The organism is uncultured Sulfitobacter sp., from assembly GCF_947499945.1.
In the GTDB taxonomy this organism is placed as follows: domain Bacteria; phylum Pseudomonadota; class Alphaproteobacteria; order Rhodobacterales; family Rhodobacteraceae; genus Sulfitobacter.
On record NZ_CANMQD010000004.1, the window covers coordinates 209,001 to 235,627 of the forward strand.

The 26,627-nt window shown below is 54.7% G+C and carries 23 protein-coding genes and 1 tRNA gene; 18 read left to right on the forward strand and 6 right to left on the reverse strand.

Annotated features, from left to right (window positions below):
• The first annotated feature begins 251 nt into the window (after positions 1-251).
• The 3 genes from Q0775_RS16485 (at position 252) to Q0775_RS16495 (ending at position 5,923) form a co-directional block, all read left to right on the forward strand.
• Complete coding sequence (locus Q0775_RS16485) at positions 252-1,373, forward strand: Ppx/GppA phosphatase family protein (RefSeq protein ID WP_298863425.1); 1,122 nt, start codon at positions 252-254, stop codon at positions 1,371-1,373.
• A complete protein-coding gene (locus Q0775_RS16490; RefSeq protein WP_298863428.1) occupies positions 1,373-2,116 on the forward strand; it encodes an RlmE family RNA methyltransferase in 744 nt (247 codons plus the stop codon). The genes Q0775_RS16485 and Q0775_RS16490 overlap by 1 nt, the downstream gene beginning before the upstream one ends.
• A 654-nt stretch (positions 2,117-2,770) precedes the next feature.
• On the forward strand, positions 2,771-5,923 hold the full coding sequence (locus Q0775_RS16495) for a calcium-binding protein (RefSeq protein ID WP_298863435.1): 3,153 nt from the start codon (positions 2,771-2,773) through the stop codon (positions 5,921-5,923).
• A gap of 1,323 nt (positions 5,924-7,246) precedes the next feature.
• Here Q0775_RS16495 and Q0775_RS16500 read toward each other — a convergent pair.
• Complete coding sequence (locus tag Q0775_RS16500; protein WP_298863438.1) at positions 7,247-10,294, reverse strand: calcium-binding protein; 3,048 nt, start codon at positions 10,292-10,294, stop codon at positions 7,247-7,249.
• Positions 10,295-11,404: 1,110 nt separating this feature from the next.
• Positions 11,405-11,495 (reverse strand) — tRNA-Ser (locus Q0775_RS16505).
• Between the two features lie 142 nt (positions 11,496-11,637).
• Between Q0775_RS16505 and Q0775_RS16510 the strand changes: the two genes are divergently transcribed.
• The 9 genes from Q0775_RS16510 to Q0775_RS16550 all read left to right on the forward strand — a co-directional run bounded on the left by Q0775_RS16510 (position 11,638) and on the right by Q0775_RS16550 (position 19,310).
• Positions 11,638-12,480: a DUF2059 domain-containing protein gene (locus tag Q0775_RS16510; protein WP_298863445.1), complete on the forward strand. Its 843-nt coding sequence runs from the start codon at positions 11,638-11,640 to the stop codon at positions 12,478-12,480.
• Positions 12,481-13,290: a DUF2059 domain-containing protein gene (locus tag Q0775_RS16515; protein WP_298863448.1), complete on the forward strand. Its 810-nt coding sequence runs from the start codon at positions 12,481-12,483 to the stop codon at positions 13,288-13,290.
• A gap of 257 nt (positions 13,291-13,547) precedes the next feature.
• On the forward strand, positions 13,548-14,306 hold the full coding sequence (rplU, locus tag Q0775_RS16520; protein WP_298863450.1) for a 50S ribosomal protein L21: 759 nt from the start codon (positions 13,548-13,550) through the stop codon (positions 14,304-14,306).
• Between the two features lie 11 nt (positions 14,307-14,317).
• Positions 14,318-14,587 (forward strand): 50S ribosomal protein L27, encoded by a 270-nt coding sequence (rpmA, locus tag Q0775_RS16525; RefSeq protein WP_298863453.1) that lies wholly within the window; start codon positions 14,318-14,320, stop codon positions 14,585-14,587.
• A gap of 148 nt (positions 14,588-14,735) precedes the next feature.
• Positions 14,736-15,338 (forward strand): LysE family translocator, encoded by a 603-nt coding sequence (locus Q0775_RS16530; RefSeq protein WP_298863455.1) that lies wholly within the window; start codon positions 14,736-14,738, stop codon positions 15,336-15,338.
• Positions 15,339-15,340: 2 nt separating this feature from the next.
• On the forward strand, positions 15,341-15,874 hold the full coding sequence (locus Q0775_RS16535; protein ID WP_298863458.1) for a GNAT family protein: 534 nt from the start codon (positions 15,341-15,343) through the stop codon (positions 15,872-15,874).
• A gap of 16 nt (positions 15,875-15,890) precedes the next feature.
• Positions 15,891-16,925: a GTPase ObgE gene (gene obgE, locus Q0775_RS16540; RefSeq protein WP_298863461.1), complete on the forward strand. Its 1,035-nt coding sequence runs from the start codon at positions 15,891-15,893 to the stop codon at positions 16,923-16,925.
• Complete coding sequence (gene proB / locus Q0775_RS16545) at positions 16,913-18,019, forward strand: glutamate 5-kinase (protein WP_298863464.1); 1,107 nt, start codon at positions 16,913-16,915, stop codon at positions 18,017-18,019. The genes obgE and proB overlap by 13 nt, the downstream gene beginning before the upstream one ends.
• A gap of 25 nt (positions 18,020-18,044) precedes the next feature.
• On the forward strand, positions 18,045-19,310 hold the full coding sequence (locus Q0775_RS16550; RefSeq protein ID WP_298863467.1) for a glutamate-5-semialdehyde dehydrogenase: 1,266 nt from the start codon (positions 18,045-18,047) through the stop codon (positions 19,308-19,310).
• On the opposite strand, the gene Q0775_RS16555 is transcribed toward Q0775_RS16550, so the two are convergent.
• Positions 19,307-19,900, reverse strand: coding sequence for a histidine phosphotransferase family protein (locus tag Q0775_RS16555; RefSeq protein ID WP_298863470.1), 594 nt, complete (start codon positions 19,898-19,900; stop codon positions 19,307-19,309). The genes Q0775_RS16550 and Q0775_RS16555 overlap by 4 nt on opposite strands.
• 33 nt (positions 19,901-19,933) lie before the next feature.
• Here Q0775_RS16555 and Q0775_RS16560 point away from each other — a divergent pair, with 33 nt between their 5' ends.
• From Q0775_RS16560 to tsf, 5 genes are all read left to right on the forward strand, one after another.
• Positions 19,934-20,116: a DUF3553 domain-containing protein gene (locus Q0775_RS16560; protein ID WP_298863473.1), complete on the forward strand. Its 183-nt coding sequence runs from the start codon at positions 19,934-19,936 to the stop codon at positions 20,114-20,116.
• Between the two features lie 145 nt (positions 20,117-20,261).
• On the forward strand, positions 20,262-21,026 hold the full coding sequence (locus Q0775_RS16565) for a GNAT family N-acyltransferase (protein WP_298863476.1): 765 nt from the start codon (positions 20,262-20,264) through the stop codon (positions 21,024-21,026).
• A complete protein-coding gene (locus tag Q0775_RS16570; RefSeq protein ID WP_298863479.1) occupies positions 21,023-21,856 on the forward strand; it encodes a lysophospholipid acyltransferase family protein in 834 nt (277 codons plus the stop codon). Before Q0775_RS16565 ends, Q0775_RS16570 begins: the two co-directional genes overlap by 4 nt.
• Before the next feature lie 204 nt (positions 21,857-22,060).
• A complete protein-coding gene (gene rpsB, locus Q0775_RS16575; RefSeq protein WP_298863482.1) occupies positions 22,061-22,846 on the forward strand; it encodes a 30S ribosomal protein S2 in 786 nt (261 codons plus the stop codon).
• 83 nt (positions 22,847-22,929) lie between these two features.
• Positions 22,930-23,802 carry a translation elongation factor Ts gene (gene tsf, locus Q0775_RS16580; protein ID WP_298863485.1) on the forward strand — a complete coding sequence of 291 codons (873 nt, stop codon included), beginning with the start codon at positions 22,930-22,932 and terminating at the stop codon, positions 23,800-23,802.
• A gap of 63 nt (positions 23,803-23,865) precedes the next feature.
• Here tsf and Q0775_RS16585 read toward each other — a convergent pair whose 3' ends face one another.
• On the reverse strand, positions 23,866-24,108 hold the full coding sequence (locus tag Q0775_RS16585; protein WP_298863490.1) for a DUF6552 family protein: 243 nt from the start codon (positions 24,106-24,108) through the stop codon (positions 23,866-23,868).
• A 105-nt stretch (positions 24,109-24,213) separates the two neighbouring features.
• Between Q0775_RS16585 and Q0775_RS16590 the strand changes: the two genes are divergently transcribed.
• Entirely contained in the window at positions 24,214-25,098 is an 885-nt protein-coding gene (locus Q0775_RS16590) for a LysR substrate-binding domain-containing protein (RefSeq protein ID WP_298863497.1), read from the forward strand.
• Positions 25,099-25,368: 270 nt separating this feature from the next.
• Here Q0775_RS16590 and Q0775_RS16595 read toward each other — a convergent pair whose 3' ends face one another.
• Together Q0775_RS16595 and aroQ are read right to left on the reverse strand one after the other, a co-directional pair.
• The gene (locus Q0775_RS16595) at positions 25,369-26,124 is read right to left on the reverse strand and encodes a LuxR family transcriptional regulator (RefSeq protein WP_298863500.1); all 756 of its coding nucleotides are present in this window, start codon (positions 26,122-26,124) and stop codon (positions 25,369-25,371) included.
• Positions 26,121-26,561: a type II 3-dehydroquinate dehydratase gene (aroQ, locus tag Q0775_RS16600; RefSeq protein ID WP_298863502.1), complete on the reverse strand. Its 441-nt coding sequence runs from the start codon at positions 26,559-26,561 to the stop codon at positions 26,121-26,123. The genes Q0775_RS16595 and aroQ overlap by 4 nt, the downstream gene beginning before the upstream one ends.
• Positions 26,562-26,627: the final 66 nt, after the last annotated feature.

Below are 26,627 nucleotides of genomic sequence, written 5' to 3' on the forward strand. Positions count from 1 at the left end.
CCGAACCGATGTTACCCGCTCTCTCTAGCGGAGGATGGGCGACGCGCGACTGTCGTTTTCGACAATCGCGGTTCCATCCGCGACTTAACGCTACACCTTTGCCAGAAGTGGCGCGAGACGTGGAAGTCGTCATATTTCGCATCATCATCTTGAGCTTGTCTAAAAATACCTGTGCATAGGGGTGAACGGTGCTTGCGCAGATGGAGTGGGGGTCGTATTCTAATCCCAACTCGTAATGAAAGGCGCATGTCATGGCGCCAAAGCGCTCCAAAGGTGCGGGTGCGCTCGAACGTAAATCACAGACGGCTCTGAGCCCCGCGCCAGTTTCGTCCAGATCGAACGACCTCTATGCGGCCCTAGATCTGGGCACAAATAGCTGTCGCATGTTAATCGCCCAGCCGAAAGGTGCGGGGTTTCATGTGGTGGATAGTTTCTCGAAGTCCGTCCAATTGGGGGCAGGGCTTGAGAAAACCGGGCGGTTGTCGCGCGGGTCGATGGCGCGTACCATTCAGGCATTGCGAATTTGCCAGCAAAAACTCCGCCGGAACAAAGTCCGCAAGATGCGCCTCGTGGCGACAGAAGCCTGTCGCCGCGCCTCTAATGGTGATGAGTTTATGCGCCGCATCACCCGTGAGACGGGGCTGCGCCTCGAGATCATCGCACCCGAGCAGGAGGCCCAGCTTGCAGTCATCTCCTGTGCGCCACTGGTGAGCCGCAAAACGGAAAACCTGCTGGTTGTGGACATTGGCGGCGGCTCGACCGAGCTGGTGTGGATCGATATCTCTGGTGTGCCGAAGAAAGACCGTGCGCAATCAATCATGCGGTTGCACAACGGGTTTGTACAGGCTGTGACGGATATTCCAGCGGCTAAAGTGGTGGACTGGATTTCAGTGCCCCTAGGCGTGGCAACCCTGCGCGATCAGTTCTCGGATGTGGAGGATGATGCGGCACGCTTTGCGCTAATGAGCTGGTTCTTTGAAGAAAACCTTGCCGATTTCACGCCATATCAGTCCGCGCAACCGCAAGAGCGGTTCCAGATTGTTGGCACGTCCGGCACAGTCACAACCGTCGCGGCGAGCCATCTGGGCCTGCGCCGCTATGACCGCACCAAAGTGGACGGCATCAGCATGAGCACGGAGCAGATTGACAAAGTCATTCACCGGTATCTGGCCATGGGGCCAGAGGGCAGGCGGGTTGACCCTTGTATCGGCAATGACCGCTCAGCGCTGATCATGTCGGGAGCGGCTATTTTGCAGGCACTTATGCGTGCATGGCCCACGGACCGCCTGAGTGTTGCGGATCGCGGTCTGCGCGAAGGTCTGTTATACGCACAAATGAGCGCGGACGGCGTGCTCGAAGAAGGAACATTCTGATGGGCAAGACGCCGACAGGCAAGAACACGACCAAGAACACTTCGGGGCGCGGTCAACGCGACCTCAAGGTCAAGGTAAAGTCGGCACGCGGGCGCAAGCTTAGCTCGACCCGATGGTTGCAGCGCCAATTGAACGACCCTTATGTAAAGCGCGCACAGGCCGAAGGCTATCGCGGACGCGCGGCGTTCAAGATTATGGAGATTGACGACAAATACCGCTTTCTCGTGCCAGGTGCGCGGATCGTGGACCTTGGTGCTGCCCCAGGCGGCTGGTGTCAGGTGGCGGTCAAACGCTCGAACATTTTGGGCGAAAAGAGCGGCAAGGCAAAAGGTACAATCCTCGCCATCGATCTGCAGGAAATGGAGCCGATTGCAGGCTGTGACATCCATCAGCTTGATTTCATGGAAGATGACGCCGACCTCAAAGTTAAGGAATGGCTGGGCGGTATGGCAGATGTGGTCATGTCGGATATGGCTGCTTCATCTTCAGGGCATAAACAGACAGACCACAACCGCATTATTGCCTTGTGCGAAGCGGCAGCATATTTCGCTTTTGACGTATTGGAGGAAGGTGGCACATTCATCGCCAAGACACTCGCAGGCGGGGCCGAAGGCGATTTACAAAAGCTGCTCAAGCAACGCTTTACGAAGGTTGCAAACTTCAAACCGCCCTCAAGCCGTCAGGATAGCTCCGAAAAATTCGTAGTGGCGCTTGGATTCAAGGGTCCGTTGGAAGAGGAGTAGTCACACATCTGGTGCAGACGCAATTCGCGCAAAATATCCTTAAGTAATTGCACTTAATTAATTTTTTAAGGGATGCTGCGCAAAATACCACTCAACGCTCGATATTAGGCTAAATTGACTATTCTTGCCGTTTAGCTTTTTAACGGCGTCAGGCTCTATGACCTGGTCCATAGGTCTATAGACGTTCTTCCTGAAGAAGAGCTGATGCACATGGCAGCCCTGTACCGGATCGAATAAAATCGAGCCAGAGCGGCGAGCAATTCGTCAGCACAAATCCCAAACTAAAGATCACCATCTTCAAGGACTGACTGGAGCAGGCCCTGTGCCGTTATGCACCAAACCTCCAGTAGGCGAAGTCCTCAAACAGATCGCTAAATAGTGGCATGAACTGATCTTGCCCCAGGGTGATGGCGGAATCGAATTGGACAGGAACCAAACGCGGGCGTGGATCTTCAAAGGCTCAAGCAACGCTCGCGATAGAGCTTCGGATTTGGTTTGAAAAACACGAATAATGCGCGCTGCATTACCCTACGTCACCCGATGCTGATTGACGTAAATCAATAATGGCCAATGTACCAAAATGTTAAAATGAGGGGCCGGGAGCACTGGGTTTTCCGGAAGATTGAATTCGCATGAATTTATGGGGGAACTCAAATGACCTTTACTGCCACGCCGCTTGGATCTGAATTTCAAATCAATACAAACATTCAGAACGGCCAGTCCAGCCCCAAGATCAGCTCCCTCCAGAACGGTGGCTACGTAGTGGTATGGGAGTCGTACATCGGAACTTTGGTGCCCGGAAGTTCGTACAAGCGAAATGTTTACGACGTTAAGGCGCAGATTCTAGATGCCAATGGCAATAAGGTGGGCGCGGAATTTACCGTCAATACGATCCCCGAATACACGAGCGACCGTCCTGCAGTCGATACGTTGGCAGACGGCAGTTTTGTGATCGCCTATCAGACTGACGAGGGCGAAATTTATATGCGCCGCTATATGGCCGACGGTACCGCGATGGGTGGCGAGGAGCTGGTCAACACCACTGTATCAGGACGTCGTACCAACCCCGAGATCACTGCGCTGGATGACGGTGGCTTTGTTGTGAGCTGGGATCAGATCGACGGCACCTACAGCCCGATCGACATCAAGGCCCAGCGGTTTGACGCCACCTCGACAATGGTGGGCAGCGAATTCGCAGTGAATACCTATGCCGCTGACAATCAAATAAATTCATCCCTGACCGCACTGAACAGCGGCGGGTTTGTTACAGTCTGGTCCTCTGACGGTCAGGATGGCAGTGAGGAAGGCATTTATGGTCGCGTTTACAACGCGGCAGGCGTCGCAGGGTCTGAATTCCGGGTCAACAACTACACTACTGACGAACAGAGACTGCCCCAAGTCTCCAGCCTTGCGAGTGGCGGCTTTGTCGTCGTCTGGCAGTCTTGGGATCAGGAATCAGACACCTACTACGGCGTGCGCGGTCAGCGGTATGCCGCGGATGGCTCCACTTTGGGTGCCGAATTTCCGGTTAACACATATACCGCCAATTATCAGCATCTTGCATCCGTTGCAGGCACGCCTGACGGTGGATTTATCGTAGCCTGGACAGACAATGACGAATATTGGAGCGGTCAGGACGGCGCGAACATGGAGGCGGGCGTCTACATGCAGCGCTTTGATGCGGATGGAGTGAAAGTGGGGGATGAGACCCGCGTGCCCACGACTCTGGAAGGGGGCCAAGCCTATCCCGACATCGAGGTGAGCGATGATGGAGCAGTCCTCATTGTCTGGATGTCGCCCGACGGCAGCGCCGACGGCATCTTCGGACAGCGATTTGCATCGCAGTGGGTCGGCACGGATGCTGCCAATACGTTTCAGGGGCAGGATGCGGATGACTGGATGGAAGGTCTCGGCGGCGCTGACACAATGTCAGGTGGCGATGGGACCGACACGCTAAGCTACGATTCCAGTTCGGCAGCGGTAAACGTATCACTGCTGACCGGTTACGCCGGTGGGGCGGCGGGCAACGACGCGTCGGGCGATGTGATCTCGGGGTTCGAGGCGTTGGAGGGGTCGGCCCATAACGACATCCTGTCGGGCGATCATGGGGCAAACACGCTGTCGGGCGGAGATGGCAACGACCTGCTGCGCGGACGTGGCGGCGCGGATGCGCTTGAGGGCGGCGATGGCGGCGACACAGCGACTTACGACGACAGCGCAGGCTGGGTGAACGTCTCGTTGGCAACTGGCTTCACAGGGGGCGGCGTTGGCAGCCATGCGATCGGCGATACCTTTTCCAGCATCGAAAACCTGACAGGATCACGTTTTGACGACCGGATGACCGGCGACGATGGCAACAATTTGCTGGAAGGCGGAGCTGGTGCGGATACCCTTGTTGGCGGGAGCGGGTTCGACATTGTAAGCTATGCGAGTTCACCGTCCTTTGTGATGATGTCGACGAATGGTTACGACCAAGGTTACATTGGCGGCGTGGGAAACCACGCGATTGGCGATGTATTGTTTGGCGTGGAGGGCCTGAGAGGCTCTCGCTACAACGACATCCTGAGAGGAATTACATTTACCAAACTACTGGACGGTGGCGACGGCGACGACTCCCTGCTAAAGGGTTTCGGTGGCTCGATGGCGATGGTGGGTGGCAATGGCAATGACACAGTCAGCTACGCGGGTACAAATGCTAATGTGAACGTGTCCTTGATGACCGGCTATGCGGGGGGCGGCGCGGCTGGCGATACGTTTGACAGCATAGAGAACCTGACCGGTAGCAACTACAGCGATATCCTGTCGGGCGATCACGGGGCAAACCGGATATCTGGAGCTGGCGGCAACGACCTGCTGCGCGGGCGCGGTGGCGCGGATGTTCTGGAAGGTGGCAGTGGCATTGACACGGCGACCTATGACGATAGCGCAGGCTGGGTGAACGTTTCCCTTCTGACGGGCTACACGGGCGGCGGACCGGGCAACCATGCGACGGGCGATACACTGTCCTTAATCGAGAACCTGACAGGGTCAGGCTTTGACGACCTGCTAAGCGGCGATCACGGCGTCAACGTCCTGCATGGTGGGGATGGAAATGACATCCTGCGCGGACGCGGTGGAGCGGATGTTCTGGAGGGGGGCGATGGTATCGACACCGCCACCTTTGACGACAGCGCAGGCTGGGTGAATGTCTCGTTGGAGACCGGCTTCACAGGGGGCGGCGCAGGCAGCCATGCGATCGGCGATACGTTTTCCGGCATCGAAAACCTAACCGGCTCGCGCTTTGGTGATAGGCTGAATGGCGACAATGGCAACAACGTGCTCGAGGGATTGCTGGGCGCTGACACGCTGGACGGCAACGGCGGCTCCGACACCGCGAGCTACGTGAATTCTGCGGGCTGGGTGAACGTGTCGTTGCTGACCGGTTACGCGGGGGGCGGCACGGGCAGCCATGCTGCGGGCGATACGTTTTCCGAAATCGAGAACCTAACTGGCTCGCGCTTTGGTGACCGGCTGAATGGCAGCGTAGGCAATAACGTGATGGAAGGTGGTGCGGGCAATGACCTGCTGCGCGGCAATGGCGGTGCGGACGTTTTCGTCTTCGCTCAGGGTTTCGGGAACGACACTATCGCCGATTTCACCGATGGCGCCGACATGCTAGATTTCTCGGGTCACGCCGGGGTGAGCGGCATTACAGACCTGAGCATCTTTGCAGCAGGCGGAGATGCGGTTATTGAAGATGGCGCGGGCAACTCAATCATACTTAACGACGCGGTCGGCCTGATAGACATAGACGACTTCCTGTTCTGACCCAGAAGGAATGTACCCGAAGTTTCTTAGCAGGCGCCCAAGAAGTGCCTGCACGCTTACGCATTAGAGGTCTGTTGCCTTGATAAGCGCGCCTGCAATTTCTAAACCAAATTGGTTTCTGGAGGCCGATCATGCAGTTGAATCTGTTTTGTGAAAAGCCTCTTCGAACTGGCCGTTGATCCAATATAAGACAGTATTCAAACCCGAAGATGTCAAGATCAATTCAGCAGACCCACCTAATCCGCGACAAGAGGCGCAGGTGGAGTTGAAGCATCAGCCGTTTGCAGCAGCGCCGAGTAGCAAAGCGCACTGTTTAGGAGCACCGCTAAGGCGAACACGCCAATCGAAAGTAACCTATACAGCAGATTTATGAGTTTTACTCTTGTGGCTCGCCAGCCAATGATGTCGCCAGATTTGCTGCTTCGAAAGCACTTTTTAAGCACTTCCCAATTCGAGGTTGCCGCGCGAGGCGCATCCCGAGAAATTGTTAACTAAGCGCTTACTTGGGACTTAATTTCCACTTTCATATCCGCGTTTTGCGATAGCGATTATAGCGCCATCAAAACCGATCCCATCTTGAAAAACCGGATTGTCCCGTTGCAGCGCAACTTACCTGAAGGTATTTATCCTTATGGTAAAACGTCAGAAATCTGGCACTTAGCAAGGCAATCGTTCCGCGACTAATATCATCGTCTACGCCGTTTGAGCTGATTGCTGGTTTCCTCAATGCCTGCGTAATGTTGAGGACTTAACGGCCGCAGGCAATAGGGTGCACATCCGCGTCCAGTCTCGGCACAGCAGGCAAACTGCGGACAGGATTTTCCGCGCACTATTTCGGGCATTTCGCAAACCTTGCGTGATCGTCACTGGCTAACTTCGCAGGTACGGAACCGATCTGGCAGACTCTGCTTCGGTCAGTATGAAACAGCCGCCAAAAAGAGTTTTGACAATCGATCCGGAGGTTCACACAAACCGACCGGGCATCGAGAGAAATGAATGGTGCGGATCAAGCTTCCAAGACAGGCGAAGCTATTTCTTTCCGTCCATGATCAAGTCCAAACCTTCGTGTGCCCCCGCCGCAACAACCTGTCAGCCACTTCACAACCCAAAACCAGAGCCGAAGTCCAATTGATCTGGGAGGACATCACGCGTGAGATGAATACCACCTGAGATCTAGCACATGGAACTTCATTGGAATGATCGTCGATGAGCGGACGGGACCCCGACGTGGCATGTCTCAAAGCCGGTTAACACCTCAGCAATACCAATTAAACGCAATATGGGCGGGCCTTTCGGGCCCGCCCATACGTTCACACTCGGTGTTTATGCAAACAGGAAGTCTGCTTCGTCGATCAGACCTGCTGCTTCGGCAAGCGTGATGCTGTTGCCATAGGAGTCCGCAACAGTGGCATCTGTACCCGCAGTTCCGATTGTCAAATCAGCAAAGCTGCTGACTTGGCTGTTGCCTGAAAAGTCCAGGAACTCGGTGCCGTTTTGGAAATCATGAACAGTGTCTTGACCAAAGCCTTTGTTGAACACAAACACATCTGCACCACCGTGACCACGCATGGAGTCGTTGCCGCCGCCGCCGTTCAGGATGTTGGCGCCGTTGTTACCAGCCATAACATCGTTAAAGGCGGAACCGCAAAGGTTCTCGATGCTGTTAAACACATCACCGATCGCATGGCTGCCTGTACCACCGCCGACAAAACCGGTCAGCAACGAAACATTCACGAAGCCAGCACTGTCCTTATAGGTCGCTGTATCCGAACCGCCATTCCCGTTGAGCACATCGGCACCATACCGGCCCTGAAGCACGTTGTCGCTGTTGTCACCGTTCAGGATATCCGCGAAGCGTGACCCGTTCAAACCCTCGATGGAATTGAAGGTATCACCGACCGCATCGCTGCCTGCACCACCGCCAACAAAACCGGTCAGCAACGAAACATTCACAAACGCGTCCGAGTCCTCATAGTCGGCAGTGTCCATACCGATACCACCATCAAGGAAGTCAGCACCCCCCCGACCGCGCAGAAGATCGTCACCGTTGCCGCCGATGATATCATTTGCAACATCGTCACCGTTCAAACGGTCAGCAAAGACAGAGCCAACCAGACCTTCAATGCTTGAGAATGTATCGCCCATGGCATGGCTTCCAGCGCCACCACCGACAAATCCTGTCTCAAGGCTCACGTTGACCCAACCCTGGCTACCGGAATAATCCGACGTGTCCATATCGTCGCCACCGTCCAGTACATCTGCACCGGATCCGCCGCGCAATGTGTCATCGCCGGTGCCACCGGTCAACGTATCACTGCCCGCCAGACCATAGATGTAGTCCGCGCCAGTGGTCCCTGCGGTAGCTTCCGCAGCATCTGAGCCAAAGATCACATTGGCTGGGGACGGTGTTGCCGACGCTGAAGGATTGGTCACAAACAGATCGTCGAGCATGTTCAGACCTTCGCCGGGATCAACCGTTGCACCGACACCCAAGTCCTTAGCAACATCATCCAGGACCGCGATAAGCTCACCATTCAAAGAGAGCGTCAGGTCATCACCCGATACCCCCTGCGAGAACATGGAGTAGCCTGCGGGCACTTCGGCGTCGAAATCTACAAGCGCATCAATCCCGATAAAGCCAAGCTTGTCCGCGCCGACTTCGAAGTCCTTTACCGTGCTGGGACGGTAAATGTCACTCACCGAAGTACCGTAGGACAGGACAAACAGGTCGGACCCTTCACCACCGGTAAATTCATTGCTGCCAACACCGACGAGTTGATCGTCGTCAGTACCGCCTTCGACGACAGTATCTGCCAGATTGATTGCAATTTCCTCATGATCCAACAACAACTCGGTGCTGTAAATCGTTGCCGGTTTGATGTCACCCTTGATATAGAAGGCAACGTCGAAGTCATCTGACAGGTTCACGCCATTGGCCGTAACCGTTCCGGCGTTGTCCTGCCAGCCGGCGCTGATGTCCAGCGGCGAGATGTCTGTAGCCCAGTCAAGCAAGTTCAGAACCGTTTGGGTTTCTGCACCCACCTCGTATTTCACATCTGCACTAAGCGTTGGCAGCGGTGCGCTCGGGTCAATGGGGATTACGACACTTGGAAGGTCCTGACCGTATTTATCAGGCAGCAGGCGCCAGCGGGGGCCGGTCACATATTCGGTGCCATCATCGTTCAGGACGGGCTCAAACGGCTCGCGATCCATCGTGGTGTACCACGCGTTGGTAAAACCTTGCTCGAGGTCCGAAGCGCCAGCGCCAATCTGGGCCAAAAGCGATGCATCATAAGCATCAACAAGTGCGCTATCACGCAGGATCGTGCCTGCTTCGTAAAGAGTGCCATCACCGGCATAATAGTCATCCGTAGAAGCCCAAACGGTGCGGCCAACGTCACCATCATAATCTTCGATAATCACATAAGTTGGCAGGGTGCCAATCGCGGATTCGTTCTCGAAATCCTCGGGGCGTAGCTGATCATTGGGGTTGTTGGTGATGGTGTGGTGCGTAACCAACTCGGCAGCGGTAACAGAATACAGCTTTCTAAGGCCGGTGGCCTCGTCTACCTCTTTCCACTCGTCCGGCGTGTCGAGTGTTGCTTCGCCGCGCACGTCATTGGGGCGCTTGATCTCGTTCCCCCAGCGGTACAGCAGTTTGCCGTCGTCCTTCATCGTCACCGAATAGTCAGTGCCATAGGCGATGTCGTAGGAGATCGTGCTTTCGTTCGCGTTCAGCAGGTCCTTGATGTCCAGTACGCCGTCCAGATTCGCATCGGTGATGCCGTTTGTGGCAGCATTTGCGAGCAGATCTGCCACATGCTGGCCGTTCCAATCTGGATTCAGGCTCAGCAGAATCAGGTTGTCGTCCAGCGCATAGACCGCGTCAGGATCGTCGGGAAACTGTTGATCCGACAAAACGTTTTGCATGACGCTGTAATGCTCTGTCGATGCCTTGACCGTGTTGCCGCCAAGACCGGCCAGCCACGTGCCAAGAACAGCTGGTGTCTTGAACGTGTCTGTCGGAGAGTCAGAAATAATCAGACCCACTTGTTCGCCACCAATGAGCAGATCGCCCGCCCAGCCTTCGGCGTAGTCGTCGTCCAGCACTTTCTCTTCTGCGCCGAGGAAGTCGGTAACGTTATACCCAAACTCGCTATCTATAGGATAGAGCGTCACGCCCTCTTTTGTTACTTTGGTACCGTTTGCGCCGGTGAAATCAATCACGTCGCCAGAGACGCCTTGCGTTACCCCGCTAAAGGTTCCGGTGATGTCGTCAGTGCTGAAAATGTGCAGCGAACTGAAGTCCGGTGTTGTATTGAGGGGTTGGTCAAAGTCGAGCTCTGTACCAGGGATTATCGGAGTAGCCATATTGCGTTCCTTCTATTTACTGTAGCTGGCACAGAGGCCCCAAAAATTTCGGTCTGCACCATACATTCAGTAAATTTAATATATCTATGACCGCCCATGATTGATAAATATCAAAGCCTGACAATCATTCGTTAAGAACATCTAATAATCGTATGCAGATAGGTGATGGAACGCGTCAAACTACTGTATTAATTTGTATTTATGTTGGATATACTCATCTGTGAAAGCGTAATGGCGTTTGCAAAGGCCTGCGTCAGTCAACGCGGCCAGATTGATCAGTCAAATAGTAAAAATAGTTGGAAGTGGCGATCAGTCCCTCTCGTTTCATGCGCCGCAGCGTCCGGCAAATGTGGATTTAGATGAGCCCCATCAAATCACCAATCGACTGTTGGGTGAGGGATCAAGTGGACGCTGCTGAGTAGGGAGGCGTTCAGAGTGTCACATCGCGACGCCAATTCAAGAATTGCATAGGCCACACTCTATTTGCCCTTGGGCGGCTCCGTCGCAACATCCTTCATGCGTTCCGGAATCTGATCAACGATTCCAAACCTGCACGGATTAACGATATCTGGGGTAGGGACGTCACAAGCGTACAGAATTTATTCAACGGCACAGCCGGCATGATCACGGCAATGGAGCGCATACATTGCGGCCCTGATCGCGACCTATAGGCGAACGCTAGGGACGTCGGAAAGGCAAAACAAATTTTGCAGTTGCAAAGAGAAGTGTACATCGTGGAAAAAGGACGACAAAATCCACTGATGCATATTTTTCTGATATGGACTGACAATGAAATCCTTTGAGTCAGCAAAGAGTTGCTTGCAAAAGTTCACCCGCATTTTTCTTGAGCCTCAATGCAGGACCAGCGCTCTGTTCTAAAGGGGTCCAGCCGAAATATTCACTCGTCTTCCCAAGGGCTTTAGGGGGCGGTATGCGACAAGTCATGACGGTGACATTCACTGACGACAACTCTTCCGCTCATCTATTGATAACTTGCTTCTTTGCAAGGTGGCCGCAATCTGGCTGGTATACCAAGCATATTATCTATGTATGGCATTATATGAGCGCTCCCGCAAAATCACTAAATTACTTTATGACTTCAGGGTTAAGTGGCGGAGACGCAGGGATTCGAACCCTGGGAACCCTTTAGAGGCTCAACGGTTTTCGAAACCGTCCCGTTCGACCACTCCGGCACGTCTCCGCTCGTGGTTGCGAGTGGTCGTTTAGTCCCAATTTCGAAGCTGGGCAAGAGCGCATCTGCGCATATTTGCCGCTCTTTCTATTTTCCGTTGCAGCGGCCCTCAGAACAACTAGTTTAAGGGGAAGCTTACAAAGGATGCCCCATGTTGTTGATCCGCCGCGCCATACTTCTTCCGCTAGCTGCTCTGTGCTTGACGTTTACGGCCCTCACTTCCAGCGCCCAGACGGCGGATCGTGACAGTCTTGAGACATTTCTCGAGGTGACAGGCTTTGACGTGGCGCTTGAGAGCATTGCCCTTTCCGCGGATGCTGCGCCGCAAATGCTCGGCCTACAGGCAGAAGATTTCGGTTCAGAATGGCAGCGGCTGGTCGCAGAAGTCTTCAAGACAGAGCTGATGCACGACATGGCAGTCGATATCCTTGAGAAAACACTCTCGGCGCCCTTGTTGAAGCATGCAGCAGATTTTTATGCTTCCGATTTGGGGCAGCGTTTGGTGGTAGCGGAAAACAGCTCCCATATGATAGAGGAAGACGGGCTGAAATCCGAGAGCGGTGGTCAGATCATCGAAGGGCTCAAGAGCATCGACAGCCCCCGCGTGGCCATTTTAGAGCGCCTAAACGCCGCCAGTGGCAGCGAGGACAGCTCGCTCCGCTCCATTCAGGAAATCCAAATACGGTTTTTGATGGCCGCCGCAGGGGCAGGGGTCATCGAGATGCAAATGGACGAACCTGACCTGCGCGAGGCGATGCGCTCTCAAGAGGACGAACTACGTGTCAGCCTGCGCCAGAGTGCGCTGGAGGGCGCCGCTTATACCTATCAGGCCTTCTCGGATGCCGAGATGATCGACTATGCTGTAGCGCTTGAGCACGACGATATGAAACAGGTGTATGACCTGATGAATGCAGTACAATACGAGATTATGGCCGATCGTTTTGAGGCTGTTGCTGCACGCTTGCGGGTCATGCAGCCAAGTCAGGACCTCTAAATGCGTCACCTCCTTGCCGCATGCCTTGTCTTTCTGACTGCGCTGCCCCTTTGGGCCGATGCGCGGCACACAGTTTTGATGGACGTGCTGAAAATCCGTGAGCTGAGCGCAATCCTGCACGCCGAGGGGTTGGCCTTTGGCGCGACGCTCAACCGTGAGTGGCTCGAGGATCAGGGGGGCCCTGCATGGACGGGGCAAGTGACCCGCATCTACGATCCTGAACGTATTAGTGAGGGCATCCGCGCAGGGCTTGAGCCCGCGCTCACAGGTGAGGTACTGGAAGCTGCGATCACATTCTTTGCCTCCGATCTGGGGGCAAAAGTTATCACACTCGAGAATTCAGCCCGCGCTGCCATGGCTGATGAGACGATAGAGCAGGAAGCCCGCGCCCGTTTCGCTGAATTGTATGGCACCAGTGATCCAAGGCTCAAGCAGATCAACCGCATGATTGACGCAGGCGATTTGGTGAACCGCAACGTCACTTCCGCGCTCAACTCAAACTACAACTTTTTGCGCGCACTGGTCGATGGCGATGTCTATTTAATGAGCGATGATGAAATTCTTCAAGATGTCATGTCAGAGCGCGACGAAATAGCCGCAGATACGCTGAACTGGCTCGGCGGCTTTATGACTCTGGCCTATAGCCCGCTGAGCATTGACGAGCTGACAGCCTATGCCGACTTCTCTGAAACCGCTGCGGGTAAGGCACTGAACGCAGGATTCTTTGCGGGCTTTGATCCGCTTTATGAGGACATCTCCTATGCGTTGGGCCGCGCCATGGCGCTGAACATGATTGCCGAGGAACTTTAGGGAAATAGACCGCCCTGCGCCTGAGCCGGTGCGAATTGCTGATAAAGCGGCAAAAACCCGCAATCCCTATGGCAATGCACCTTGACTTGGGGGCCTAACCGCCCGATAAGCCGCCATCTCGGCAAGCCATTTGCATGCACGGGAGTTATTTTAATGACGCCCCAAGGGCGCGCTGTTCGAGGTGGATGCAGGCACAGTCTGGTCCAAAACACCCTTAACCGGGGACCACAGAACGCGGAAGATATGAAGGAAGACCTATGTTTGCGGTCCTGAAAACAGGCGGTAAGCAATATAAAGTTCAAGCGGGCGACATGCTCCGCGTAGAACGTATTGCGGCATCTGCCGGTGAGACAGTTCAATTCAACGAAGTGCTAATGCTTGGCGGGGATAACCCAACAGTTGGCGCGCCAATGATCGAAGACGCAGGCGTTCAAGCCGAAGTCGTTGATCAGATCAAAGGCGAAAAAGTTATCCACTTCGTCAAGCGTCGCCGGAAGCACTCTTCCAAGCGTACAAAAGGTCACCGTCAGAAACTGACACTGGTCAAGATCACCGAAATCCTCGCATCCGGCGCAGGTAAATCCGGTGTTGCAGCAGCCATCGGCACAGGCTCCGTTTCCGCAGCCGCCGTAGCAGCCATCACAGGCAAAGCCGTTGACGCGCCTGTATCCAAAAAGGCAAAGAAAGCAAAAGCCGACAAGCCAGTGAAGGCTGCTCCGGTAAAAGCGAAATCCGGCGCGGCACCAAAAGCCGAAGCCAAAGCAGACGAAGCGCCAAAGGCCGCAAAGCCCGCAGCAAAGAAAGCCGCGAAAGGCGATGGTGACGATCTGTCCACCATCTCCGGTGTTGGTCCGGTAATTGTTGGCAAACTGCACGCTGAAGGTATCACAACCTTCGCACAGATTGCTGCTTGGACGGATGCGGATGTCGAAGCGATTGAAGAGAAACTGTCGTTCAAAGGTCGTGTGGGTCGTGAAGACTGGATCGCACAGGCCAAAGAGCTGGCAAAAGGTTAAGGAGAGACCACATGGCACATAAAAAAGCAGGCGGTTCGTCCCGTAACGGTCGCGACTCAGCTGGTCGCCGTCTTGGCGTAAAGAAATATGGCGGCGAGCTTGTCATTCCTGGCAACATCGTTGTACGTCAGCGCGGCACCAAATTCTGGCCTGGTCAGAATGTCGGCATGGGCAAGGATCACACGATTTTTGCAACTGTCGAAGGTAACGTTCAGTTCCACAAGGGCCTGAAGAACCGCACATTTATTTCGATCGTACCAATGGCGGAAGCCGCTGAATAAGCCGTACCCGTAAATGATACAAATCAGGGATCGGCGGAAACGCCGGTCCCTTTTTCTTTTAGAATTCTCCACTCGTCCATATCCAGAAGGGAGTGGCCCTTGAACGTTTCATTACAATTCCCCTCCCCAAATCATTGGTTTTTGTGAGATGAGCATCGCCATCCTCCCCCTCGCAATCTTTGCCGCCTCCCAAGTTGGCACACCAGGTCCGGCAAACATGGCACTGCTGGCCACTGGTGCACGTTTTGGCTTTCGTGCGGCGCTACCGTTCGTGTCGGGTGTCGCATTGGGCAAACAATTGATCATCTGGCCTGTTGGGTTTGGTTTGATGGAGCTGGCCGAGGCGGCTCCAGCTGTTTTTACAGCGCTCAAATATATCTCCGCAGCCTATATCATGTGGCTGGCGTGGAAGGTGGCAAACTTGCGTTTGGGGCAGGGCGATCCTGCTGCAAATGTTCCGGGATTTTTGGCAGGGCTAATTGTCCATCCGCTCAACCCCAAGGCATGGGCGATGATCGTAGGCAGTTTTACGGCCTTTGTGGGCCCAGACATTCCGACGCTGACCGCAACGGCGACTGTTGCTACTGTTTTACTGACCTGTCAGTTGGTAATGCATCCGCTATGGACCCTCGGCGGTAGCGCTATCGCACGCACTGTTGCAGGCACTCGTTATGAACCCTATCTGATGTGGACACTCGCGGGCCTTACAGTCGCATCAGTTCTTTTTGTACTCTTTGGAGGGAGTTTTTGAGGATGGAAGTACTCAACCAACAACCCACCTTGCAGACACCACGGTTCGACCTGCGCCCTGTGCGCATGTCCGATCTGACGTTGATTGAACATTACGCCAGAGACAGCCGGGTTGCCATGAGCACGCCGCGCCTGCCACATCCACTTCCGCCTGGTCTGATCGCGGGTTTTATCGAGCGTGCGATGGCACCCGAGCGTGATGAGGACGTATGGGTCATGGATGGCACTGCCCATAACGACGGAGAAGTCATGGGTGTGATCAGCCTCATGCGCCTTGACCGCAACCAATCGGAAGTAGGCTATTGGGTGGCCCCGCCGTTTTGGAACACGCATTTGGCATCTGACGCAGTAACTGCATTGGTGTCGGGAAACCCGCTTGGAAATGATGCAATGTTCGCATCGGTCTTCCATGATAATCCCGCCTCTGCCAAAGTACTTACCAACGCTGGTTTTGCCTATCTAGGTGATGCTGAAACATTCTGCCTTGCACGCGGTGCAACAGTGCCCACATGGACCTACAGCCTCAAACTGCGGTAACCCCTTAGGATATATTATGAAGTTCCTCGATCTTACCAAAGTCTACATCCGCTCAGGTGCGGGTGGTGGTGGCTGTGTCTCGTTTCGCCGCGAAAAATACATCGAATACGGTGGCCCTGACGGTGGTGATGGTGGCAATGGCGGTTCGGTCTGGGCCGAGGCTGTGGACGGGCTGAATACGCTCATCGACTTCCGTTACCAACAGCATTTCTTTGCCAAGAATGGCCAACCGGGTATGGGCAAGCAGCGCACGGGCAAGGATGGCGACGATATTGTCCTGCGTGTCCCTGTAGGCACTGAAATTCTGGACGAAGATCAGGAAACCGTGATTTTCGATATGACCGAGCTGGGCCAGCGCGTGCGCCTCGCGGGGGGCGGTAATGGCGGTTGGGGCAACCTGCATTTCAAATCCGCCACTAACCAAGCACCGCGGAAATCCAATCCCGGTCAGGACGGTGTCGAGCGGACACTTTGGCTGCGGCTCAAGCTGATTGCTGATGTGGGCCTTCTTGGTCTTCCCAACGCCGGCAAATCGACATTCCTTGCAGCGACGTCCAATGCACGGCCCAAGATTGCGGATTATCCCTTCACAACTCTGCATCCGAACCTTGGTGTCGTAGGCGTAGATAATGCCGAATTTGTGATCGCTGACATTCCGGGCTTGATTGCAGGTGCCCATGAGGGGCGCGGCCTCGGTCACCGTTTCTTGGGCCATGTGGAACGCTGTGCTGTCCTTATGCACTTGGTCGACGGCACTTCCGAGACGATGGTGGAGGATTACCACACCATTATTGAAGAGCTGGAAGCCTATGGTGGCGAATTGGCAGATAGACCGCGTATCACGGTGCTGAATAAGATTGATGCATTGGATGAAGAAGAGCTTGCAACTGCAACTGCTGATTTGAAAAAAGCCAGCGGCGGCGTGGTTATGCAAATGTCAGCCGTTGCCAAAATCAATACCGTTGATGTTCTGCGCGCCTTGCGGGCCGAGATTGACGAGGACCGCATTCGTCAGAACGCCACCGAGGAGGAAGCGCCTTGGCAGCCCTAACATCCGCCAAACGGATCGTCGTAAAAATCGGCTCGGCCCTGTTGGTGGACCGTACAACGGGCAGCTTGCGCGGTGACTGGCTGGCCTCCTTGGCCGATGATGTTGCCTGGCTTAAAGGGCAGGGGATTGATGTTGTCCTCGTGTCCTCTGGTTCCATTGCCCTAGGGCGTGGTGCCCTTGGTTTGGGGTTGGGAGCATTGGCACTGGAGCAGTCCCAAGCGGCCGCAGCAGTAGGCCAGATCAAATTGGCTCGCGCTTACGAAGAAGTACTAGCGCCCCACGGCATCACAACGGCCCAAGTCCTTGTTACATTGGAGGATAGTGCGAACCGCCGCCGCTACCTTAACAGCCGCGCCACGCTTGAAACTCTGATCAGCCTCGGGGCTGTGCCGATTGTGAACGAGAATGATACAGTCGCAACTGACGAAATCCGGTTCGGCGACAATGACCGCCTTGCGGCACAGATCGCCGTAACTGTAGGCGCTGACCAGTTAATCCTGCTCTCTGATGTGGACGGCTTTTATTCCGCAAACCCCTCCGATGATCCCAATGCCACACGTTTTGACACCATCGACCGGATCACCCCCGAGATCGAGGCCATGGCAGGCGATGCCGGATCGGGTTTGAGCAAGGGTGGCATGAAGACCAAACTAATGGCTGCCAAAACCGCAGTCTCCGCAGGCTGTGCCATGGCCATTACAGAAGGTTCTGTAATGCGCCCGCTCACCGCTTTGGAGCAGGGAACCAATGCCACGTGGTTTACTGCACAAACCGACCCGCAGGCCGCGCGGAAAAGCTGGATCGCCGCGATGAAACCGATAGGTGCGATCACTCTTGATGCGGGCGCTGTAGCGGCGCTAAAACGCGGCAAAAGCTTGCTTCCCGCAGGGGTTACAGAGGTGCAGGGCACATTCGAACGCGGCGACGCAATCTCGATCAAAGGTCCTGACGGGGCGGGCATCGGCTCTGGTCTGGCGCGGTATTCCGCCGCCGAGACTCTCATGATCAAAGGCCATCAGAGCGCTGAAATCGAGGCCGTCTTGGGGTATCCGGGGCGTGCTGCCTTGATCCATCGCGACGACATGGCCTTGTAACGCATTGCGACCAAAAGGATATGACATGACCGAAACCACCAACATCCCCGCCTTGATGGCTGATATCGGTGTCCGTGCAAAAGCGGCGGCAGCGACACTCGCCACCGCAACGGCTGAGCGCAAACATGCCGCGCTGATTTCTGCGGCAGACGCAGTTTGGCAAACGCGCGAAGCGATCTTTGAAGCCAATGCAAAGGACATGGCTTATGGGACTGAAAAAGGTCTGAGCCCCGCGATGCTGGACCGTCTGATGCTGGATGAAGACCGTTTGCAAGGCATTATCGACGGGCTTCGCGCCATCGCAGAACAGCGTGACCCTGTTGGCGAAATCATGGAAGAATGGGACCAGCCAAGTGGATTGCACATCAAGCGCGTGCGTACTCCGTTAGGGGTGATCGGAGTGATCTATGAGAGCCGGCCAAATGTGACTGCTGATGCCGGTGCGCTCTGCCTCAAAGCGGGCAACGCCGTGATCCTGCGTGGCGGCTCGGAGAGTTTTCACAGCAGCCGTGCGCTACATGCCTGTCTGCAACAGGGTTTGCGCGATGCGGGCCTGCCCGAGGATGCGGTGCAACTGGTGCCGACACGTGACCGTGCTGCAGTTCAAGAAATGTTAACAATGACAGACACGATCGATGTGATTGTGCCGCGCGGCGGGAAAGGTCTTGTCGGGCTGGTTCAGCGCGAAGCACGCGTCCCCGTCTTTGCCCATCTGGAGGGCATTGTGCACATCTACATCGACAAAGATGCAGACCCGCAGAAGGTGCTGAAAGTCGTTCTGAACGCCAAGACGCGGCGTACAGGGGTCTGCGGCTCTGCCGAATGTCTGCTGATCCACAAGGAAGTAGTGCCGACCATCGGGACCGGCGTGATACGGGCGCTTATCGATGCAGGGGTTGAGGTACGTGCAGATGCACACCTCCAGGGCATTCCCGGCGTGGCGCAAGCGACGGATGCCGATTGGGGGCATGAATACCTCGATATGATTATCGCGGCGCGTCAGGTCGATGACATTGATGAGGCTATGGCGCATATCCGCCGCCACGGCTCCAACCATACTGACTGTATCCTCACAGAAGATGCACAGGCCGCACAGACCTTTATGAACACCCTCGACAGTGCGATCCTCATGCACAATGCTTCAACCCAGTTTGCCGATGGGGGTGAATTTGGGATGGGTGCGGAAATTGGCATCGCCACGGGCAAAATGCACGCACGTGGCCCCGTTGGAGCGACACAACTGACAAGTTTCAAGTATCTTGTGACGGGCGACGGTACCGTTCGTGGCTAGATCTGGATCGTGATCCTGTTATCATTTATCTTGAGATCAACGGTAAAGCCGTCCTGCTCAGCCAAGAAAGGCAATAGCCCGAATTGAACCTGAGCGGGCCGCAGATCATCATCGGTATGACTGCCGTTCATCGATCCCCACAGTGTTTCATCCACTTTGAACTTGTCTGCGTGTCCTGTCACAATAAGGTTGCCGCCGTCTTGGGCCACTTCAATCCGCCCTCCGTACGGCATGCCGGTTTCAAGGCACATCAGGGCAAGAAGTGTTAGGCGCACTTTCTTGCGCGATTGCCCGTCGACAGGTCCCCAGACAACGGTCAGCCGTGTATCAACATACACATCCTTCAGGATAGAGATCACTTCCTGACGCCCGACAAGCTGTTCACCCGCAGCGCCGAATGCAATTCGAAAGAACCTGATCCGTGCACTGGCATTGGTAACACTCTCCGAGATCAGAGCCAATTCAGGGCCCAATGAGGGTGTGGTCATCTGAATGAGTTCAATGCCGTTGTTGATTGCACCGACAGGCGATATCAGATCATGGCAAATGCGGCTGCCAATCAGAGCGGCAAAATCAGATTCTTGGGCCAATGTGGCGGCCTCCTGTCATGTGAGGAACTATATATGGACGACTACAATGCGATCCTGACCCCTGGTATGTTGGTGCGGCATCCTGGAATGCCTGATTGGGGTGTCGGCCAAGTGCAAAGTAACGTCGGTGGCAAATTGACGGTCAATTTCAGAGAAGCTGGTAAAGTTGTGATTGATAGTTCGCGTGTCGCCTTGCTTCCCGTCTTTGATGGTTAATAGTTACAAAATACTATTACTAAGTCGTAAATCATTCAGCAGATTTCAAAACAGCAACCTTTGGTTGTATCTCACAAACTCCCATCTCGTTGCCAATATGCACCGCAATGCCTATTTGTAGCCGGATCGAGATGTAAGGAGCGTTATGACCCGCTTGGCTAGAAACGAGTTCACCGTGAAACTGGTCGAATCCGAAGCCGAGCTTCGGGCGGCACAGCGTTTGCGCTACGATGTGTTTGTACGTGAGTTGGGGGGCGGCGGCCCGCTTGTCGATCACAACCTCAAGCTTGAGCGGGATGCCTTTGACCCGCATTTTGACCATATGATCCTCATGCAGAAAGGGTCAGAAGACGTGATTGGTGTGTACCGTTTACTGCGCAGTTCCCAAGCAGTGGCCGCAGGCGGTTTTTACTCAGAAGGTGAATATGACCTGACCCCGCTAAAATCATCCGGCCGTCGGCTGTTGGAGTTGGGGCGCTCTTGCTTGCATCCCGACTTTCGGGGCGGGACCGCAATGCATGCACTTTGGAGCGGGCTGGCCCGTTATGTCGCCGCGCATCAAATTGATATCATGTTTGGTGTTGCCAGTTTCCATGGCACCGATATTGGCGCACTTGCGGCTCCTTTATCATTGCTACATCACCGTCATCTGGTACCGCTTAATTTGCGGGTCACGGCCCACAAGGGCGCATACCAAAAGATGAACCTGATCGAAGAGCACGCCCTTGACCGCGCTGCAGCCATGGTACAGGTGCCAAGCCTGATAAAAGCATACTTGCGTCTGGGTGGTTGCGTGGGGCAGGGCGCATTTGTAGATCACACCTTCAATACCACTGACGTCTGCCTCATTCTGGATACCGCAAAAATGAACGCGAAACAGGCGAACTTCTTTGGAGCGGCACAGACATGAGCCAGCGCTGGGACAACGGCGTGCACCCGGACATGCCGATGCTGAGGCCTGCCGATTGGCTGCGGGTGATCGCGCGCGGCGGTATCCTCATTATTCTCGTTTTTGGTGGCTTGCTGATACTTCTTGCCGTCCGCCTGATTGAGCTTCCGCTGTGCGGTCAAAATCGCCCCGTAACACCCTACATTACGCAATTTGTGTGCCGGAATGCGTTTCGGGTTCTGGGCATCAGGCTTGATATCACCGGCGCACCGATGACGGGCAGGGGGGCTGTAGTAGCCAACCATTCAAGCTGGCTTGATATATTTACGCTCAACGCGACAAAGCGCATTTATTTTGTTTCCAAATCCGAGGTCGCGTCATGGCCTGGTATTGGCTGGCTGGCGCGGGCAACAGGGACCGTATTTATCGAACGTAATCCCAAAAACGCACGCGCCCAGACCGAAGTGTTCCGCGACCGCCTGCTGGCGGGCCACAAGCTTTTGTTCTTTCCCGAAGGAACCAGCACCGATGGCCTCCAAGTACTGGCGTTCAAGACGACGCTGTTCCAGTCATTCTTCGCAGAAGATCTCAGGAACAAAATCGCAGTGCAGCCCGTGTCGGTTCATTACTGCGCACCACCAAAAATGGATGCCCGCTTCTACTGTTGGTGGGGTGAAATGACCTTTGGCACGCATCTGCTGGCAACTTTGGGCACGCACCGCCAAGGCAGCGTGCGGGTCATCTATCACGCCCCGCTCCAGGTTTCCGATTTCGCCAATCGCAAAGCGCTTTCTGCGGCTTGTGAAGCGGTTGTGCGCGAAGGCCATAACAAGCTGCTCAGTACGACCTGAGGCGATAGCCCGGCAAATGGTCGCTCTGCATGGCAGCTTCGGCAATTTATACTTGCGGGACACCCCAAGCTGCGCTAAGCGCTGCCTACTTAATCCCGCAGTCGGGGATGGGACAGTTGGGGAGAAATCCCAAAGGTTCCGCCGGTTGGTGCGTATTGTGCGCATCATTCCCCCGATGAGGCTAAACCGGAAAGGTATAACGACATGGCTCTTCCTGAGTTCTCCATGCGTCAGCTGCTCGAAGCAGGCGTACACTTTGGTCACCAGACACAGCGCTGGAACCCACGCATGGGCCCGTACATCTACGGCGCACGCAACGGCATTCACATCATGGATCTCACGCAGACCGTCCCAATGTTGGACGATGCGTTGAAAATCATCCGTGACACAGTCGCCAAAGGCGGCAGCATCCTCTTCGTCGGTACCAAGCGTCAGGCAGCACAGCCGATCGCGGACGCCGCAGAGAAATGCGCACAGTATTACATGAACCACCGCTGGCTCGGCGGCACGCTGACCAACTGGCAGACTGTTTCCAAGTCTATCCAGCGCCTCAAGCACATCGACGAGCAGTCGCAGATGGGCTTTGCCGGCTTGACGAAAAAAGAGCGTCTGGGCATGGAACGTGACCAAGGCAAGCTTGAAGCATCCCTTGGCGGTATCCGCGAAATGGGCGGCCGTCCCGACCTGATCTTTGTCATCGACGTGCGCAAAGAGCAGCTGGCGATTGCCGAAGCCAACAAGCTGGGTATTCCGGTTGTGGCCGTGGTTGACACCAACTGCTCCCCTGATGGCATCGACTACATCATTCCAGGTAACGATGACGCGGCCCGCGCCATCGCACTCTATACCGATCTGGCAGCACGCGCTGCTCTTGATGGCATGTCCGCACAACTTGGCGCCGCTGGCGTTGATCTGGGCGCGATGGAAGAAGCACCTGTTGAAGAAGCTATTGCAGAAGAAGCAGCAGCCGAAACACCAGCAGCAAGCTAAGCTTTGCTACTGACCTGTTAAGACATGGGGCGGGGAATACCCGCCTCATTGATTTACACACATGATTTAGGAGACCCATAGAGATGGCAATTACAGCATCCATGGTCAAAGAACTCCGCGACACGACCGGCGCGGGCATGATGGACGCCAAAAAGGCACTTACAGAAACAAATGGCGACATGGAGGCGGCTGTTGATTGGCTGCGCACCAAGGGCCTCGCGAAAGCGGCCAAAAAATCCGGCCGTACCGCTGCCGAAGGCCTTGTGGCTGTAAAAGTTGCAGGTGGTCGTGGCATCGCAGTTGAAGTAAACTCCGAGACTGACTTTGTTGGCAAAAACTCCGACTTCCAGAAGATGGTTTCCGGCATTGCAGACGTTGCAGTATCCGCCGCAGATATCGACGCACTCAAAGCGGCTGATATGAACGGTAAAACCGTCGAACAGACCGTGACAGACGCGGTTGCCGTCATTGGCGAGAACATGTCGGTGCGCCGGATGTCTTCCATCGAAGGTGATACTGTCGTGTCCTACGTGCACAATGCTGCGGCACCTGGCATGGGCAAAATCGGTGTTCTGGTCGCAATGACCGGCGGCGACGATGCGTTCGGCAAGCAGGTTGCAATGCACATTGCAGCTGTGAACCCTGCGTCCCTCTCCGAGGCCGATCTTGACCCAGCAGTGGTCGAGAAGGAAAAGCAGGTTCAGGTCGATATTGCCAAGGAATCAGGCAAACCTGACGCCGTGATCGAAAAAATGATCGTTGGCCGTATGCAGAAGTACATGTCAGAAGTCACACTTCTGAACCAAGCATTCGTTGTGAACCCTGACCTCACCGTTGGTGCGGCAGCAAAAGAAGCGGGTGCAACCATCACAGGCTTCGTTCGTCTCGAAGTTGGCGAAGGTATCGAAGTTGTCAAAGAAGACTTCGCAGCTGAAGTTGCAAAAATGAACACCTAATCTCTTCTTGAGATTGGATATTAGAGGCGGGACTTTTGTCCCGCCTTTTTTATTGTAAAAGCGCTATTGGCTCAGAAGCCCGGCAATCATCGCCCCGAGGGCCACCACATGGATCAGCATGATCGCCCGATCGTTCCAGATGTATCCCACAAGGAACCAGCCGACCAATCCTCCCAGAAACAGATAGATATTGAGCGGGGTGAGGCCATACGCCGTCGCACCGTATCCAAGGATCTGAATTACCGATGCCACCCATTTCAGGAGTGTCACTTTATCGCTCAAGAGGCGGGGCATTGATTGTGTCATCATCTTCTCCATTTGCTGATCCATAAATGCCAGCGGACGCAGCAGTTGACTAATCATGGTTTGCAGCGCAAGGGTGTAGAAAATCTACACCCGTGGAGCATAACGATGATCCAGCACCGCAACCTCAACGGCCTGCGCATGTTTCATCACACTGCGCGTTTGCTAAACTTTCATCACGCCGCAGATGCGCTAAATCTCACTCAGGGGGCCGTCGCGCAACAAGTGCGCAACCTTGAGGCGGAACTTGGTGTGAAGCTCTTTTTCCGTCAGGCACGCGGTCTGAGCCTCACACCGCAAGGCGCAGCTCTCGCAGAGAAAATCGGCCCTGCATTGCATCAAATCGACAGCGCCCTGAGCGCTGCAATGGCAGTGCAAAATACGCTCGCACTCTCGGTTACCCCTTCATTTGCGAGTAAGTGGCTTGGGCCACGCCTTCCTTCATTTATGGAAAACTACCCCGATCTCGACCTACAAATCACCGCGGACCAAAGAGTGAGCAATTTTGAGCAAGACGGCATCGACATGGCAGTCCGGCAAGGGGGCGTGCCGAAACAGTTTGAGATTGACTGGTATTTTTTGGGGCCCCACAACCTCGTCGCAGTGGCAAGCCGCGCACTTGTTCAGAGTTTTCCAAATGAAACGCCCCTGTATGAATACCCGCTAATCGAAGATGGGCATCGTCCGTGGGCCACCATGATTGCCCAAGGGAGTGTGCCATCAGGCAAGCGTATGCTCAAAGTAAACCAAACCGCACTAGCCCTTGATGCGGCTGAGCGCGGGCAAGGGGTCGCCTTGGTACCACAGTGCTATCTTGATCCACTGAACGATGATTTGATTGTGCTGAGTGATGATATCCCAGAGAAGGAAGGAACAGGGTTCTATCTGGTCTGGCCCAAGGGACGCGCCAATACACCTGCATTCGAGGCTGTTCGTAACTGGCTGAGAAAGAGTTTTGCCACCACGTCTAAAAACGACACCGCGTCCCTGTAAAGACAGAAACGCGGTGTGCCAATCGCCCCTGATATGACAATTGCTCTGGGGAGAGCAGGGGCGATTTGAAGCTCCGGCCAGTGGGGCTGACTATAAACCCCACTTTGGCCGGCGACCCATCAGAGCTTTGTAATTGCAAAGGTTTCTTGGACCGTCTGTCAAACAAGCTAAGCTTTTTTGTCTGACAAGGAGAATGTGCCCTTTAATTTCCCCTACGGAAAGTAAGGAATACCTTACCCAAAGGTTAACAGCTTGTTTGCGTGTGAAAAATCAGGCGGGTAAAACGAACATTTGGTTGGCAAATGCGGCTTTCATCACTGCATGAGCCGTCGTCTCAACCGCTAATGCTTCACGCGCGAGCCGTAGATGTTTTTCAACTGTCGCAGGCGTCAGCCCCATGAGCATCGCAATGTCCTGCGTCGTCTTGCCATCGCCGACCCATTCCAGCGCTTCAACCTGACGCGGCGTGAGAGCACGGTTCGGTGCCGTATAGGGCAGGGTGAGGATTTTGAGGTGAACAATATTGTTCATCAAAGTGATATCCGCACCATGTTCAGCCCAGACCGCGTCGATATCGCTTTGATCCAAATTCTGCCGCGCAGTGAGAGCTATCGCCCCCTTAGAGCGTGCCGAAATCGACTTGAAGCTAATCGAATATCCTGCTGTTACACCCATATCGCGGTTAAACTCCAGCACGCGGCGCTCTTCCTTGCTCAGCGTTTTGGAGCGGTCCATCTCACCCAGAAGTTTCCAGCTTTTTGCACCTTCATTGGCCAGTGCCCAATGCACCATAGGTGCGTGAAAGTAGTGACCCTCATCAAGAAAGACATCTGTATAGGCGCGGCTGTGGTTGGTCAAAATGATGAAATCGCTCGGATCACCCAGCGAGGTGGACGTACGATATCGGGTGAAACCATAGAGCAGACGGTCAAATCCGAATTCGCCCATCTTTGCCACATGCGCTTCCCACAGCTCTTCAATGCTCTTGCTGTCGGCAACACCCAGAAGATAACTGCGCAGACTCATGACGGCATTAACCGTTCTGCCATCGCATCCAATGCCATCAGATAACCCTGAGGTCCAAACCCGCAGATTTGCCCGACAGCTACCTTTGACAGATAAGAGACATGCCGAAATGGCTCACGCGCATGAATGTTGCTCAGATGCACTTCGACCATCGGCAACTCGACCGAGGCGACAGCATCCATCAAGGCAATCGACGTATGCGTATATGCGCCCGCATTGATGATAAGCCCAGAGTGAACACCCTTGGCCGAATGCACAGCATCAATCAAATCGCCTTCATGGTTCGATTGAAGACACGAGACATCAAGGCCGCAAGTCGCAGCATGTGATGTACACGAGGATTCAATATCCGCAAGTGTCGCGCGACCATAGACTTCTGGCTGGCGTTGTCCTAGCAAATTGAGGTTAGGGCCGTTCAAAATAAGAACCGATGGCATGTGCATTCCGATATCATTTACTTAACAAAACCTTGCCAGCCAACGGGCGGTCTGTCCAGTGGTCAC

What these genes read in the sequence shown, in the direction of transcription:
- Q0775_RS16485 (WP_298863425.1), top strand. Translation starts at nt 252, where the DNA reads ATGGCGCCAAAGCGCTCCAAAGGTGCGGGTGCGCTCGAACGTAAATCA.
- Q0775_RS16490 (WP_298863428.1), top strand. Translation starts at nt 1,373, where the DNA reads ATGGGCAAGACGCCGACAGGCAAGAACACGACCAAGAACACTTCGGGG.
- Q0775_RS16495 (WP_298863435.1), top strand. Translation starts at nt 2,771, where the DNA reads ATGACCTTTACTGCCACGCCGCTTGGATCTGAATTTCAAATCAATACA.
- Q0775_RS16500 (WP_298863438.1), bottom strand. Translation starts at nt 10,294, where the DNA reads ATGGCTACTCCGATAATCCCTGGTACAGAGCTCGACTTTGACCAACCC.
- Q0775_RS16510 (WP_298863445.1), top strand. Translation starts at nt 11,638, where the DNA reads ATGTTGTTGATCCGCCGCGCCATACTTCTTCCGCTAGCTGCTCTGTGC.
- Q0775_RS16515 (WP_298863448.1), top strand. Translation starts at nt 12,481, where the DNA reads ATGCGTCACCTCCTTGCCGCATGCCTTGTCTTTCTGACTGCGCTGCCC.
- rplU (WP_298863450.1), top strand. Translation starts at nt 13,548, where the DNA reads ATGTTTGCGGTCCTGAAAACAGGCGGTAAGCAATATAAAGTTCAAGCG.
- rpmA (WP_298863453.1), top strand. Translation starts at nt 14,318, where the DNA reads ATGGCACATAAAAAAGCAGGCGGTTCGTCCCGTAACGGTCGCGACTCA.
- Q0775_RS16530 (WP_298863455.1), top strand. Translation starts at nt 14,736, where the DNA reads ATGAGCATCGCCATCCTCCCCCTCGCAATCTTTGCCGCCTCCCAAGTT.
- Q0775_RS16535 (WP_298863458.1), top strand. Translation starts at nt 15,341, where the DNA reads ATGGAAGTACTCAACCAACAACCCACCTTGCAGACACCACGGTTCGAC.
- obgE (WP_298863461.1), top strand. Translation starts at nt 15,891, where the DNA reads ATGAAGTTCCTCGATCTTACCAAAGTCTACATCCGCTCAGGTGCGGGT.
- Q0775_RS16550 (WP_298863467.1), top strand. Translation starts at nt 18,045, where the DNA reads ATGACCGAAACCACCAACATCCCCGCCTTGATGGCTGATATCGGTGTC.
- Q0775_RS16560 (WP_298863473.1), top strand. Translation starts at nt 19,934, where the DNA reads ATGGACGACTACAATGCGATCCTGACCCCTGGTATGTTGGTGCGGCAT.
- Q0775_RS16565 (WP_298863476.1), top strand. Translation starts at nt 20,262, where the DNA reads ATGACCCGCTTGGCTAGAAACGAGTTCACCGTGAAACTGGTCGAATCC.
- Q0775_RS16570 (WP_298863479.1), top strand. Translation starts at nt 21,023, where the DNA reads ATGAGCCAGCGCTGGGACAACGGCGTGCACCCGGACATGCCGATGCTG.
- rpsB (WP_298863482.1), top strand. Translation starts at nt 22,061, where the DNA reads ATGGCTCTTCCTGAGTTCTCCATGCGTCAGCTGCTCGAAGCAGGCGTA.
- tsf (WP_298863485.1), top strand. Translation starts at nt 22,930, where the DNA reads ATGGCAATTACAGCATCCATGGTCAAAGAACTCCGCGACACGACCGGC.
- Q0775_RS16585 (WP_298863490.1), bottom strand. Translation starts at nt 24,108, where the DNA reads ATGACACAATCAATGCCCCGCCTCTTGAGCGATAAAGTGACACTCCTG.
- Q0775_RS16590 (WP_298863497.1), top strand. Translation starts at nt 24,214, where the DNA reads ATGATCCAGCACCGCAACCTCAACGGCCTGCGCATGTTTCATCACACT.
- Q0775_RS16595 (WP_298863500.1), bottom strand. Translation starts at nt 26,124, where the DNA reads ATGAGTCTGCGCAGTTATCTTCTGGGTGTTGCCGACAGCAAGAGCATT.
- aroQ (WP_298863502.1), bottom strand. Translation starts at nt 26,561, where the DNA reads ATGCCATCGGTTCTTATTTTGAACGGCCCTAACCTCAATTTGCTAGGA.